The organism is Sediminibacillus terrae (genome assembly GCF_009602435.1).
Taxonomy (GTDB): Bacteria; Bacillota; Bacilli; order Bacillales; family Amphibacillaceae; genus Sediminibacillus; species Sediminibacillus terrae.
Map to the genome: position 1 here is coordinate 574,717 of NZ_VZDQ01000011.1, position 14,210 is coordinate 588,926.

The window sequence follows — 14,210 nt, forward strand, 5'->3', positions numbered from 1 at the left end:
GGTTTACATCATATTCCAACCTTTCCCTTTTTCCGCTAATCACTAATCCATAGATCGAACTCGTTTCCTTAGTTGTTGCTTTTCTCCATAGGTTAAGCTCCTCCATAGCCACTCAGCAGGTCCAAAACGGAAATAGTTTAACCACCATCTGCTTGAGCAAATTTGCAGACTGAATATTATCAGGACGAGCACGACCGAGTAGCTTGGACGCACGGAGCCATATAATCCGAGACCAGCACTATAAAACAGGAAAAAGCATATAAGTGACTGTGCTAAGTAATTAGTAAGCGACATCCGTCCCACATAGGCGAGCGGGGTTAATAGCTTTCTCCCGTGCTTTGTGCGGAATGCCAGAGTGACCGAAAGCACATAGAATAACGCAGAAGCACTGCCCCCGATGGCCCGTTTTGCCTCATTTAGCCAAAACGGATTTCCCATTGCATAAGGACCAACTTTCATCAGAACAAATAGGATACCTGTAATAAACCAAACCCTCATCAGGACAGGCCGAAACCGATCAATGTCATGCAGCCATTTCTTACGGGAAGTGTACATCCCCAACAAAAACATCGGCAGCAGACTGAATGTCAAAAACAAGTAGGCAATCCCTCCATTGGCGTATAACCAGTCTACGAGATTCTGGCGCCAAATGTCCAAGAGGGTCCCATCCCCATAGTTGGCCATTGCCTCTGAGATTCTCTGGCTGTCACCTGCCGTTATATCCGGTATAAAGTTCCTGACAGCATAGGATAACATCGTCAGGAGCCCGGCCGGTATCAAAAGCAGGCCAAAACTCCATCCAAGTAATGTCCCATTCTGCCTGCGGTAAAAGCAAAATAGACAAAACCCTATAATGCCGTAGGTCAACAGGATATCTCCATGCCAAATCATAAAAGCATGGATGATACCAAAGCAAATCAAAACCAAAAGTCTGCGGATCAATACATGAACGGTATTCCTTTTTTTCTCCTGCAGCCTGTCATACATCACCTGCATGCCGAAACCGAACAAAAAGGAAAAAAGCGTATAAAAACTGGCCTGAAAGAAAATATCGATTCCGGCCTGTACAGCGTGATCCAGTTTATTGTTCCAGAAATCGCCTGCACCCCCATAAGGAAAAAACGGGGCATTGAAGGCTGGCGCATTGACCATGAATATGCCGAGAATGGCCAGCCCCCTCGCGGCATCTATCCAAATGAGCCGCTGGTTTTCGTTTAATGGTGAACCTGCCTTCGCCATCGTTATCCCCCTTCGCCTGATTGCTTTCTAGCTATTGTCATTGTATCTGAATCGTTCGGAATGTACCATGCAAACTTCCCGTACAGTCGAACAGTTTTTTTCCGTTTTCATAAATTATTAGAAAGGAGGAATCGTGCTATGCCTGCGGTAGTTGGAGCGGTAAAAGTCAACACGGTATCTTCATCGAGCATATTCAATATCGGGGACGTCTACGCCATCAATCCGTATTCGACCTCTAAAACATTTGCAGGCGGAGGCTCATTCAACACCGGAAACGGCATCCAAATTCAACTGCAAAATTCCGTCACAAACTTTCAGGATGATGACGTAATTGATCAGCCGAATGTCGGCCCATAAGGGGGAATCACTGTGCATTTGACCGTTCATCAGTCTATTTGTATCCATACTTTGAGAGTGAACAGCGTCTCCAACTCATCGATTTTGCAAATCGGCAGTGCAGGCATCATAAGAGCAAGTTCAGAACTATACAATACCGGTGGGTACACCGAGCTTGCCGAAGAAGCGGAAGCAATCTCAGGACAGGAACCACTCGTTCCGCTCGCACCTCCAAGTTAATGAACTATTTTCACTTTTTTGCATACTTTAATTTTAGGTCTTCACCCAGAAAGGAGTTTTCCAGCGATGCATCCACACTACTGGCAAACATACGTCAATCAGCTGCAGCAATATATCCAAAACCAGGAACAACGACTGCAAGAACTGGAAGCAAGGGTGGCCGAATTGGAGAAAAACCAAAAAAACAACCAGCCAAATGTCGAAAGAATCGACTACCACTTTGATCAATTGAAAATTGAACGCCTTGATGGAACGTTGAATATTGGTATAAGTCCTGAAGGTTTGGAGTCCATTGAAGATTTTGCAGTCAATCAGCAACAGCCAACCGGTCTTCAACCTTATTCAAGTCCTCCGCGACAACAAATTGTTGCAGGACTTGATCGTCTTGTCACTTCCGAGGCGCCGAAACTATTAGAAGAACTATCCACCCAATATCAACGCCCGCTTTCACCTAAACAACGTGACATACTGATTCAAGATATAAAACAACAACTGCCGAATCGTGCAGCTTACTATTTAGAAAATAGGGAAGGAGATTCTCCTGACGCTACGTCCATTTCAGACAATGTTTGGCAGGAAATCAAGCACTCCCTTCATCAATTTTTTCAAAAAGGAGATTTTCCCGAATGAATTTCACTGTACACAATTGGGATTTACACGTTGGTAATATCGAAGTTACCGCTGTCTCTTCTTCTTCGACACTCCTGGTCGGGGACAATGAGAATATAAATTTAAGTTCCTTTTTTGACACACCGCCAGAATCTTATATTGTTGGTTCACTTGTTCCGTTGAGCCGCTCTACCGAGGAAGGATAGCAATGTTGCAACGAACTTCCTACGTGGACACGATTTACGTCGATTCTATGTCACGGAGCTCCATGTTTGAGATTGGAGATGTGAATAGTCTACGCCCGAGGATGCTGGCCATTGCTGTTCAGGAGGAAGGTATCGCCGAAAAAGGAGAAGTGCCAGTTGAGTTTGCTGATTTTCCCGTATTCAGCAAACAACCTTCGCCACTGCCTTCTGCTCCCCTCGTCAGAAAGACATCCATTCACCATCACCCGAAAATTTGCGTGGGAAACATCAGTGTGCTCGGGATAGCTGCATCTTCCACTTTACAAATAGGAAATTTGAATCTATTGGATGCCGAAGCACGGATAAAACATATCCGTATTCTAAATGAGGAACAGAACAGCCCCCCTAACAATACAATGTAATAAATGCCAAATAAAAAGAAGGTGTCATGTAATGCCGTCGATAGTCGGACCAATCAAGATCAACGGTATAGATGGTGGGGTCATCAACTTTGGCGATAGTTTTTATCTTTCCCCTAAAAGCACTTCCAAAGTAAGTTCCGGCTCCGGTTCTTTCAATACCGGTGACTTCATCAATACCAACAGCGGTTTGAGTGCCACAAATACGGCTGACCCCGACGTTGCAGACCAAAACGTTTCCGCAAACGCTTAAAGCGGTCGCTGCCTTTTCAAGCCATCGTCCATTTCTGGGTAAATTCGGATGCGGACATGTTACCCACTTAGTAATTCTTGAACGAAGTTGAAAAACCGGTTCGCCAAGATAGCGAACCGGTTCATCCATTTTCCGGCTGAACGACAAGCAACCGGTTATACCTCTATTAGCAGCGGCCCATCAAAGAAATACAAGTACTTTTTCGAGACTGGCTGCTTCCAAATTTGTTCAAGCGCCCGTGCATATAAATCAAGCTGGACCTGATAGCGCGATAACAGTTTTTGCTGTAGTTCGGGAGTAATGTCTCCATCGATACTATCTGTTTTATAGTCGATGATAATCCATCCATCACCGTCCGGAATGATACAATCTATCACTCCTTGGACGAGTACCTGCTCATCGGTCTCTTCTTCCCAATCTGCATATACTTCTTTCGCATTGATGGATAGGCTGAACGGCACCTCCCGTGTTACTTTTTCAGCTTCAATAGCCATGCTACCTATTCCTGTCGAGAAGAACCGCTCAATAGCTGTACTATCAATGACTTCAGCTTCCTCCTGCGTAAGTATTTCTTTGGTCACCAATCCTTGGACAAATTCAACAATCGCTTCTTTCCCCCATCTCCTGTCAAATGGCAGATGCTGCATGACAGCGTGCATGGCGCTTCCTTTTTCAGCAGCTGTCAACCGCTTTTCCTGCTGCATAAAACGCGGCCGCCTGATGATAGGGGCCTGATGACGCTGGACCAGCTGATCACTGCTATACTCATCTTTTATTTCCCGCTGCCGCTTCAACTCTGTTACAGTTTGCTTGGCACGGTAAAAAGAAGCATTCCTGTTTGGATAGACAAATGATAACCGTGCGGCCACCTTATTGTCCAGTTCAGGTCTTGTACCCTGCAACGGCTGCCAGTCCTGGACCGACGATTTGATCTTTTCCTGTTCCTCCACATCTAGTGTGTCCAGATTGGCGAATTCACTGCCATGTAGTAACTGAACCCGCCAATTGGAACGGTCGCAGCGAATCGGCTCCGGAACTTGGACGCTTACTTCCACATTTCTAAGCGGTTGATTGGCGTCATGCCTGATCAGAGCCGGCCCGACCCAGTCAAGATAGCTTTGGGTTTCCAGGCGGAAATGGGATGGCAGAACCCATTCGGGATGGTCGATGATTTGCTGCCACTTTTCCTGTTTCTTTTCAAACGACGCCACGTTGCCGACCATTACCAACTTTTCTTTCGCCCTGGTCAGGGCTACATACAGCACGCGCATTTCCTCAGCAAGCAACTCCCGCTGTTTTTCTTTTTTCAATGCATGATAAGCCAATGTCGGATACATGATCCGTTTTTCAGGGTCGATATACTTACTGCCGAAACCAAGATCCTTGTGAAGCAAATACTTTTGTTTCAAGTCCTGCTGGTTGAATTGTTTGTCCATTGCCCCGAGGATAACGACCGGAAATTCCAATCCCTTGCTTTTGTGGATGGTCATTAACCGTACTACATCCTCTTGCTCACCGAGTGCCCTGGCTGCGCCTAAATCATCGCCGCGTTCTTCCATTCTCTCAATAAACCGCAAAAAGCGGAACAATCCGCGGAAGGAAGTATTTTCATAGGTACGCGCCCGATCGTATAATGCACGCAAGTTCGCCTGACGCTGTCTACCGCCTGGAATCCCACCGACAAAGTCATAATAGCCGGATTCCCGGTAAATTTGCCAGATTAGTTCAGAGAGTGCGCCTTGACGTGCCCGCAGTCTCCAATCCTTTAACTGGTCTATGAACAATCGGACTTTCTTTGCTTTTCGCTTATCGGACGAAGAGGCGATGAATGACTGCAAAGCATCATAATAGACTGCCTGTTTTTTCGCCAAACGGATTTCCGCGAGGTCTTCCTCATCGAGACCGACAATCGGAGAACGGAGTACCGAAGCAAGCGGGATATCCTGTCTCGGATTATCGATCACTTTCAGCAAACTGATCATGATTTTTATTTCGATCGCTTCGAGATATCCGGTAGAAAGTTCTGCATAGACCGGAATTCCCTGTTGTTTTAATTCTTCGGTAATCGTCGGTGCCCAGGTCATCGAACGCATCAGAATCACAATGTCGCGATATTGGATGTCACGTTGGGTTCCACTGGCTTTGTCGACTACCTTCATCGGATGGGTTTGTTCGTCCCCTATCCACTTTTTTATCATGCCGGCATATGCGCGTGCCTCCAGCTGGGCTTTCTCTAAATCCTGGAAATTTTCTTCCCCTGGATCATCCTGCTGGCGTTCTTCTTGGTTTTCCCGATCAATAATGTGGAGTTCTGCGTCTGTGTCACCAAGCTGCAGTTCATCATAAATACGGTTCGCATAGATTAATTCCGCCTCCGGTTCATACTCCATTTCGCCGACGTCTTCGCTTAGAAGCTGGCGGAAAATATAGTTGGCTGCAGACAATACCTGATCCCGGCTTCGGAAGTTCCTGGCCAGATCGATTCGTCGGCCGGGACTTGCTTCATTTGCATATCGCTTATACTTATTCAAAAACAGGGAAGGTTCTGCATGCCGGAACCGGTAAATGCTTTGCTTGACGTCTCCGACCATGAACATGTTCCCTGCCCCTTCCTGATCGGTAATCAGGGAGAGCAGTGTTTCCTGTACCAGGTTTGTATCCTGGTACTCATCGACCATTACTTCCGTAAAATTAGTGCGTAAATTTCCGGCGACGCTGGAAGGGACAGGTTTTTCCGGTGTCGATGTTTCATCCAGTAATACCTGCAGGCAATAATGCTCTAGATCCGAAAAGTCGACGATCGCTTTTTCCTTCTTCAGCTGCGTATAGCGCTGCTTGAATTCCTTGACGAGCGAAGTAAGCTGGACAACAGTTGGATACAGTCCTTTCATGTCCGCCAAATAGGAAGCCATGCTCCGCGAAAACCAATCTTCAGCCAAATCGTTCCAACGCTTTTTATAGCTGCTGCGCAACTCTTTCACTCTGTCTTTTTTCTCCTCTGCACAGTCCGCTTTCTTTCTGGAAAGTGTTTGGAACTTGCTTTCTTTGAAATATTGTTGAAGTTTTTCCCACGACAGCTGCAGCAATGCCTTTGCCTGCTGAATCATTTCCAAGTCAGCATCAATCGTTTCCGCATAGTGGTAAGGGCCATCGCTATCTCTGGTCAGATCAAGAGCAGACTGTGCTTCGTGCTGCATGGCATCCAGCTGGCTATTCACTTCCCGCTTCAGGATGGGCAGCCAGGGCAACGATTCTTCTCCTGCATCTTCGTTCACATCGTACATCGCAGCCATCTGATCCAGCCATGCATCCGGCCATGGATTCTGCGTGGCAAAATCATATAGTTTAAGAATCAGTTCTTCTACTTCCAGATCACTGCGGTCATTGGAAAAGCGGTCTACTACTGAGAAAAATGCTTTTTGTTCCTCTCCTTCTTTTCCGTACCATTCTTCAAACATTTCTTCGAGGACTTCCTGCCTGATCATGTCCCCTTCGATATCATCGGCGATACGGAAGCCAGGGTCGATATCCAGCATATAGGCGTGCTGTCTGACTACATCCATACAAAAGGAGTGCAGTGTCGATATCGATGCCCGCTGTAACAACGACAGCTGCTTTTTCAAATGGAGAGAGCCGGGATTCTCCTGTAATGCTTCTTCCAAGGCAGCACCGACACGGTTTCGCATTTCCTGGGCGGCTGCGTTGGTGAAGGTTACGACGAGAAGGGAATCGATATCCACCGGTTTTTCCTTATTCAACAGTTTTTGAATGATTCTTTCTACAAGGACTGCCGTTTTACCAGATCCGGCAGCAGCAGCAACCAGAATATCGCTTCCTGCTGCGTAAATTGCTTCTTCCTGTTCTTTGGTCCACTGCGGCATCAGTCTTCCTCCTTCCTTGCAATCAAATCGAGAACTTCTTCATCCTTCATATCCTTCAGCCTGCGGTAATTGTTTTCGTGCAGCGTCGGGTCGAATTGGCACACCGATTGGAACGGACAGTAGGTACAGGCCACTTGCTGCTTCTGCTGATAAGGGTTGAGATGGACGCCGCCGTTGGTGATATCCGTGCCAGCCTGTACCATCAGATCCCGGATATAATGACGCAATTGATCGAAAGCTTCTTGTCCCGCTGTATAGGAACCTTTGCGGAAGCCGCCGTTTTTCTTCAAGCCGGCCGGGACGATTTGACTCATTCCACTATCCAGGCCTGTATCCATCATTTTGACAATTTGTTCATCTTCCAGCAGCAGCCCCTGCATTTTGAATTTCTTGAAAATCTCCTGCTCGATATCCAGATCATCAAGCCGTTTACTGCCGGAAATCATTGGGTTATGGACATGGAAATACAATACTCCGGCCGGGCTTGCCTTTGCGCCAAGCCATTGTTCCGAATGGGACAAAATCACATCAAGATAAGACAGCATTTGCAAGGCAAGACCGTAATAAACTTCTATTAGATTCAGTCCTCTGGAGCTCGATTTATAATCGATAATACGCAAAAGCAAATTTTCCTCTTCTAAAGCTTTGTCGACTCTGTCGATCCTTCCCCGCAACATCAGTTCGAAACCATTCGGCAGATCAATCGTAATCGGCGGCAGCTCCTGGTTTGGTCCAAAGCCGAGTTCCAATCCTATCGGTGAAAATTTACTTTGCCTTGCCTGCTCACTTAAAACGAAAGCCGCTCTGGCGATGATTTCCTGAAGCTTTTGCTGAATATATTGATACCGGTTCGAGCTATGCAGGATTTGATGCTGCAGAACGGGAGCAAGGTGTTTGACCGCCCGGCTTGCATAGGCGCTCGTTTCTTCCCGCTGCAAGTCGGAAAAATTCCGGCCTTCTTGTTGAATCCATTCCGTGATTTGCTTCAATGCCTCATGGAACAGCTGCCCGATATCCGGAGCATCCAGCTTATAAGTGCGGCGTTCCTCCAAGCCAAGACTGTACTTGGCAAAATGCTGATAGGAACAGCGGTAATACATTTCCAGACGGGACACACTCGCCTTCACTTCACGCGGATACAACTGTTTGGCCGTCTCCTCTTTTAAATTTGTCGGGGTATTTTTATAAAACAGACTTTGCAGAATGGTATAAGCAGTGCCATCCTTCGGCTCATGCTCGATATACCAGTTCAATACATTCCACCAGATATCATGGATCGGGTAACCGCGCAAATTCCGGGCCAGTTGAGCTGTCAGCGCCGACCGTGTCTTTATCGGGGTCGAAATGAATCGGTCGGCTTCCATCAATTCTTCCGGGTCCTGCAGTAGCAGTTGATCGCAGCAGGAAGGAAATAAATCCTCAATACGATTGATCAGCTGGGATGGTACTTTGGATTTGCCTTCTTCATCGCTAAGCGGATAGCTGATCCAAAGCTTGTCCCGGGCGCAGGTGAACGCAAGGTAGACATAAAACCAGTCATCCAGCAGCTGTCGTTTGCTGCCATCAGCCAAACGGATTCCTTGCTCGGCAAGCAATTCCCGTTCCTCTTCCGAAATCATTCCATCGGCTGCCGGCTTCATCGGCCATACTCCTTCATTGACTCCCAGCAAAAAGGCGCACTTGATGCCGCTGATCCGTGAACGGTCGATTGTACCGGTGACCACATGATCCATACTTGGTGGGACGTGAGCAAACTTGAGCGATTCGAAACCGGATTCGAGGGTAGTTCGGAACACCTGTAATGACAATCTTTCCTCTCCGATAATTTCCACCATTTCATCAAGAAGCTGTATGACCCCATCCCATACTTGCTCCTGTTCACGCCCTTGTTCGTTTCGTCCCTGCCCGTCCAATTCGGCGCGGACCTCTTCCAGTTGGCGAGGCACTTGGAGCGTTTCCAGCCATTCAAAAATGATACTTGCCCTCTCCATGACAGTAGCCGATTCTCTGATATGTTCATCTAACGGTTGGAGAGCCTGTACTACCTGGCTTCGATAGCGGTTGATCCTCGACTGGATTTCCCTTTCTTTGTCTGTTTGCGATGCCTGGTCGAATCCCCGAAAACGCTGAAACTTCCACTCTTGATTGCTGAACCAGCGCTCTCTCCCACGTATGCCATATTCCAACACATAATTTTCCAATTCATCGATGGCATCTTCCGTCAAGGGATATTCTCTGTCAGACACAGGGATGAAGCCCGTTTTCAGAAGGCGGAACACCGCGTCATATCGCCAGTTTCCTTCGACTACATCAAGGGCGGAACGAATAAGCTCAAGCAGCGGATGGTTCATCATCGTTCTTTTTTCATCAATAAACACCGGAATGCCGTAATCCTCGAAAACGGTATCGATCAAGTCATGATAAACGTCCGTCTGGCGGATCAAAACAGCGATATCTTTATAACGATAGCCTTCCTCCCGGACGATACGCAGAATTTCCTGTGCCACTCCTTCTACTTCTGCACGCGGATGGACAGCCTGGGCCAGTTGAATCGGCACGTAGCCTGGGTATTCAGGCGCCGGTCGTTTATCAAAGTACTTCTCTAAATGAGAAAAGTAGGGCCTGTTGGCGAACCGCCCGCCTTCCTGGTCAAGATGTCGGATTTCGTCGACCGGGATGCCGTTTTCCTTCGCAGCATTTTGGACAGCATGGTAGGTTTCGGTCGGTAGACAGAACAAATCCAATTCCGACGCTTCTTCATCAGCCGGTCCATCAATTGCCAAGGTGATGGTAACCTGCTTTGTTTTTTTCATCAATGCTTCGACCACCTGCATTTCCTGCGGGGTGAAATGATGAAATCCGTCAATATACACTTCTGCATCTTCAAGGGATGATGCCTCTTCTATTTTTTCTGCTAATAGCTGCAGCTGATCTTCACTATCAATATATTGATCCCGCAACGCCTCTACCAGCCGGTCATAGATATAACTCAAGTCTTCCAGCTTGTTCCGCAATGCGGTCTCCCCGGGGTACTTATGAGAGAAACGGTCCATGTCGACGATTTGCCCTGCAAGTGCTTCAGGTGAAATCCGATATCGCTTGAACTCGGTGATCATCTGTTCCAATTGTTCCATGAAGCCTTGCTTCTCAATCGCTTTTTGGAACACATTCCAATCGGACTTCCGTTCCTCGGTTATTTTTCGAAGCATCATTTGGATACCGGTAGAACTGATAAACTTCCTTGTGCCCCCTCCCGTCTCCTGAAACACCCGCCAGGATAAACGCGAAAAACTGAACACCTGTCCCCTGATACTCCCGTTGATCGAATCTCTTTTCAAGAGTGCATATTCCTGCTGAAAAGTCATTTGGTCTGGCACAATATACAAAAGCGGCGGCCCTTTGGGATCTGCGTTCAATTTTTCTTCTATTTCCTGCAGGCAGTGATTACTTTTTCCAGCCCCTGCTTTTCCTAGTAAAAACCGGACACCCATCGTCACTCTCTCCCTTTTTCACAAAATTATCTCTGAAACATATAGTACACTAGTCTATTGAAAAGGAGGCGGCAGAATGGCCAAGCAAAACATCAGCGCGGTCGCCCTGATTTATTGTGCTGTTTTTGTCGCAAGCAGCTTGTATGTAATGATCCCCTTGCATCCGCTGCTGTCTGAAACCTACAACGTATCTATCGGAAATGCTTCTCTGGCCAGTTCTTTTTTTATCCTGGCTTACGCATTCGGGCTTTTATTTTTCGGTTTTTTAGCTGATCAATTGCCTTTAAGCAGGATCATGCTGACTGGTATGGCTGTATTGACACTGATAACCGCACTCATCGCCCTGGCGGATTCCTTCGAATCTGTTTTACTATTGCGCGTGATCCAAGGACTGCTCGCTGCAAGTTTCGCACCACTGGCATTCGGCTATTGTTTCCGCTGCTTCAGCCCCGGTCTGCAAGGATTAGCCATCGCTCTCATCAATACCGGCTTCCTTTTCGCCGGTGTTTTCGGTCAAATTATATCCGCGGGTTTCGCCGACACATTTTCTGCTTCCGGCGTGTTCATCGCCTTCAGTGTTTTTTATCTTTCTTGCTTTATTTTTTTATTGTTCACCTTGCAACCGTCTGCCAAAGCAGACGGTCTTCAGTTAAAGAAACTGACTGCTTCTATTTTATCATGCTTGCGCAACCGCATTGTCCGCAGTCTTTACCTGATTGCCTTTTTCCTATTGTTTCCGATTATGCTATTCTATGGAGCTTTCGAAATTTACCTTTATACGAGCTGGTCCGAATTTCCGATTCCGCTGCAGTTGTTCCGAGCTCTCAGCTTAATCGGGATCCTTCCTTCTTTTTTTACGAGCATTGTTTTGAAAAAATTCGGCGCCAAACGTGTACTGCGGCTGCATTTGGCGATCATGGCAGCTGGTTTTCTTCCGGCAGCCATTCATTTGAATGTCGGAAACATTGCCATAGCTTCCTTTTTCATGATTGTGTCGACTTCACTGACCATCCCGATGGTCGTGCTGCTGGTAGGGCGACATGCAACCGCCGGAACAAGTGCCGTCGCCATTTACTCTTTCACCCTTCTGTCCGGTGCCACCTTGGGATCTGTCTTAGCTCCCACTCTCAGTTTTTCAGTGGTGTTGCTGCTGATTCCATTACTATTTATCGGCTTGACCGTTTTTGCAAGGGTGCTGCCTGATTAAACAGCCCCTTGCCATTTCCATACCCAATTATAGAACAAACGTTCGCAAAATTCAATTGACAGCACTGTTCTTCAAAGATCGGACAAGTTTACCTCTCTTAGAAAAAACCTGGATATTCCTTTTCCGATCAGGGAATAACGAAAGAGTCAGGAAAGGAGGATGTAGATACATGTTCTGGATGAGTTTTTTGTTTGCTCTGTGCTTTGTTTTGATTCACTTATTTTCCGAAAAATTGCTGTTCCTGAACAATGTACCGAGGAGCAGGTTCCTGTCTATTTCCGGCGGCGTTGCTGTCGCATATGTGTTCATTCATTTACTGCCTGATCTGAATGAACACCAGCAGGCTATCGAAGAGACATTGACCACAGAAGGGCTATCTTTTTTGGAATCACATATTTACCTGGTCGCCCTTGCAGGACTGACCCTCTTTTACGGATTGGAACGAATGGTGAAAGTATCTAAACAGAAAGATAATGCTGCGGGTCCGGGGAAGACGAATTCGGGAGTGTTTTGGATCCATATTGGCTCCTTCTTTTTTTATAATGCGATAATTGGCTATTTATTGATAACCGAAGAGTTTGCCGACGCGGCAGGAATGGTTTTTTATTTTCTCGCACTGGCTGTCCATTTTATCATCAACGATTTCAGTCTTCGGGAAAGACACGAAAGGATTTATGATAAATATGGCCGCTGGCTGCTGAGCGTGGCAGTACTTATCGGCTGGATTGTAGGGAGTTTGTATGAGGTCAAGCCGTTCATTGTCTCCTTTTTAACAGCTTTTCTTGCCGGCGGTGTCATTCTCAATATTTTAAAAGAAGAGCTTCCGGAAGAAAGACAAAGCAGCTTTGGCGCTTTTTTGACAGGTGTTGTCGGCTACACGCTTTTGTTGCTGATCATTTGATCAGCATAATAAAAGGCCGGCCCACAAGCATGTCCATCCCAGCAAAAAAACCGAACAAATCGTTCGGTTTTTTTTTGATCTTGATGCTTTTGTCCCGGTCTCTTGTTCTGACAATCGCTTTCACCACTCAAGTACAGCGTAGTTGCAAGATTGAAAAACACCAAGCGTGCGAAAAGTCTTTTAAAAGCTAACACCTAACTGCGAAATAGGCCAATATCTCACATCAACCTTTCCGACAACCTCGTCTTGGGAAACAAATCCGAAATACCTGCTGTCCAGGCTTTCACGTCTATTATCTCCCATGACAAACAGTTTACCCTCCGGCACTTCACTTTGGCCAGTGACTCCATTCAAGGAAAAATCGTCTGTCAGCGGTTTGCCATCATCCTTTTTAAATGGCTCTAAATACTCTTCCTCGACCGGTTCTCCGTTCAGATATAAACGGTCATTCTTATACTCGATTGTATCTCCCGGTGTGCCGATTACTCGTTTCACGTAATCTTCTTTTTCATTGGCGTGAAAAACAATCACATCGAACCGGTCGATATTATGCAGATCATAGGCCATCTTGTTCACCATGATCAAGTTTTCATCATACAGGGTAGGCTCCATCGATTTTCCGTCCACAACATAACTAGCAAATAAATACGAACGGAAAAGTACTGCCAGTATTCCTGCAATCACTACCGTCCGTAATACTTTCCAATAATTTATTTTTTTCATTGTCTTTTCCTCCAGGTGCTGTTTCTATCCATATTTTACCCTTCAGAAAAAAAATTAATCCTCTATTTAGAAGCTACCCGCGTTCCCTGGCCTTTCTTTGCAGCCGCTGCTCCAAGAATTTACCGAAGACCCAAAACAACAGGATACAGATCCCGACGACGATTGTCTTGACTGGATTTTGGGCAAAAGAAACAATGCTGTCCCCTACGTAGGCAATCGTAAAAATCATCACCGTCTTTCCCAATAGTACGGCAAGAATAAATTGTTGAAAACTCACTTTCGACAGCGCTGCGACGATATTGATGACAGAAGACGGCGAAAACGGAAAGCACATAAGCAAAAACAACGGACCGAACCCGTGCCGTTCCAGCCATCCCGTCACCCGCTCCACCTGCTTGTTTTTCCGCAGCCAAATGAAAAAACGCTTTTTACCCAGCTTTCGCACAAGCATAAAGACACATATCGCCCCAGCACTTGCGCCAAACCAGGACAACAAAAAGCCTTCGAGCAATCCGTATGCCGCTGCATTGGCAAGTACAAAAACGACCAGCGGTAAAAACGGCAGGAAAGCCTCGATGAAAGGCAGTAAAATGCCCGGCAGCGGTCCAAGTCCTTCATACGTTTTCAATAGCTGCATCAGCAAGTCATCGAATCTATTACTTTCAATTAATTCTCTAAGTTCATTGATATCTATGTCAAATATGTACAAGTTCTATTCTCCTCGCA

At 46.5% G+C, this 14,210-nt stretch carries 13 protein-coding genes; 8 read left to right on the forward strand and 5 right to left on the reverse strand.

Annotated features, from left to right (window positions below):
• Positions 1-42: 42 nt before the first annotated feature.
• Positions 43-1,239, reverse strand: coding sequence for a DUF418 domain-containing protein (locus F6X55_RS05455; protein WP_153462298.1), 1,197 nt, complete (start codon positions 1,237-1,239; stop codon positions 43-45).
• Between the two features lie 138 nt (positions 1,240-1,377).
• On the opposite strand from F6X55_RS05455, the gene F6X55_RS05460 reads away from it, so the two are divergent.
• The 6 genes from F6X55_RS05460 to F6X55_RS05485 all read left to right on the forward strand — a co-directional run bounded on the left by F6X55_RS05460 (position 1,378) and on the right by F6X55_RS05485 (position 3,281).
• Complete coding sequence (locus F6X55_RS05460; protein ID WP_026571134.1) at positions 1,378-1,596, forward strand: spore germination protein; 219 nt, start codon at positions 1,378-1,380, stop codon at positions 1,594-1,596.
• A gap of 12 nt (positions 1,597-1,608) precedes the next feature.
• Positions 1,609-1,815 carry a spore germination protein GerPB gene (locus F6X55_RS05465; RefSeq protein ID WP_026771757.1) on the forward strand — a complete coding sequence of 69 codons (207 nt, stop codon included), beginning with the start codon at positions 1,609-1,611 and terminating at the stop codon, positions 1,813-1,815.
• A gap of 66 nt (positions 1,816-1,881) precedes the next feature.
• Positions 1,882-2,445 (forward strand): spore germination protein GerPC, encoded by a 564-nt coding sequence (gene gerPC / locus F6X55_RS05470; RefSeq protein WP_051382094.1) that lies wholly within the window; start codon positions 1,882-1,884, stop codon positions 2,443-2,445.
• Positions 2,442-2,630: a spore gernimation protein GerPD gene (locus F6X55_RS05475; RefSeq protein ID WP_153462300.1), complete on the forward strand. Its 189-nt coding sequence runs from the start codon at positions 2,442-2,444 to the stop codon at positions 2,628-2,630. Before gerPC ends, F6X55_RS05475 begins: the two co-directional genes overlap by 4 nt.
• Positions 2,631-2,632: 2 nt before the next feature.
• Positions 2,633-3,031, forward strand: a complete 399-nt coding sequence (locus F6X55_RS05480; RefSeq protein ID WP_153462302.1) for a spore germination protein GerPE — start codon at positions 2,633-2,635, stop codon at positions 3,029-3,031.
• Positions 3,032-3,062: 31 nt separating this feature from the next.
• Positions 3,063-3,281: a spore germination protein gene (locus F6X55_RS05485; protein ID WP_026571138.1), complete on the forward strand. Its 219-nt coding sequence runs from the start codon at positions 3,063-3,065 to the stop codon at positions 3,279-3,281.
• A gap of 155 nt (positions 3,282-3,436) precedes the next feature.
• On the opposite strand, the gene addA is transcribed toward F6X55_RS05485, so the two are convergent.
• Complete coding sequence (gene addA / locus F6X55_RS05490) at positions 3,437-7,162, reverse strand: helicase-exonuclease AddAB subunit AddA (RefSeq protein ID WP_153462304.1); 3,726 nt, start codon at positions 7,160-7,162, stop codon at positions 3,437-3,439.
• A complete protein-coding gene (gene addB, locus F6X55_RS05495) occupies positions 7,162-10,653 on the reverse strand; it encodes a helicase-exonuclease AddAB subunit AddB (protein WP_153462306.1) in 3,492 nt (1,163 codons plus the stop codon). Before addB ends, addA begins: the two co-directional genes overlap by 1 nt.
• Positions 10,654-10,729: 76 nt before the next feature.
• Between addB and F6X55_RS05500 the strand changes: the two genes are divergently transcribed.
• Together F6X55_RS05500 and F6X55_RS05505 are read left to right on the forward strand one after the other, a co-directional pair.
• Positions 10,730-11,860 carry an MFS transporter gene (locus F6X55_RS05500; protein ID WP_153462307.1) on the forward strand — a complete coding sequence of 377 codons (1,131 nt, stop codon included), beginning with the start codon at positions 10,730-10,732 and terminating at the stop codon, positions 11,858-11,860.
• 169 nt (positions 11,861-12,029) lie between these two features.
• Positions 12,030-12,761, forward strand: coding sequence for a hypothetical protein (locus F6X55_RS05505; protein ID WP_153462309.1), 732 nt, complete (start codon positions 12,030-12,032; stop codon positions 12,759-12,761).
• A gap of 180 nt (positions 12,762-12,941) precedes the next feature.
• On the opposite strand, the gene lepB is transcribed toward F6X55_RS05505, so the two are convergent.
• Positions 12,942-13,484 (reverse strand): signal peptidase I, encoded by a 543-nt coding sequence (lepB, locus tag F6X55_RS05510; RefSeq protein WP_026571142.1) that lies wholly within the window; start codon positions 13,482-13,484, stop codon positions 12,942-12,944.
• Positions 13,485-13,557: 73 nt separating this feature from the next.
• Positions 13,558-14,172, reverse strand: coding sequence for a TVP38/TMEM64 family protein (locus F6X55_RS05515; RefSeq protein WP_371069636.1), 615 nt, complete (start codon positions 14,170-14,172; stop codon positions 13,558-13,560).
• Positions 14,173-14,210: the final 38 nt, after the last annotated feature.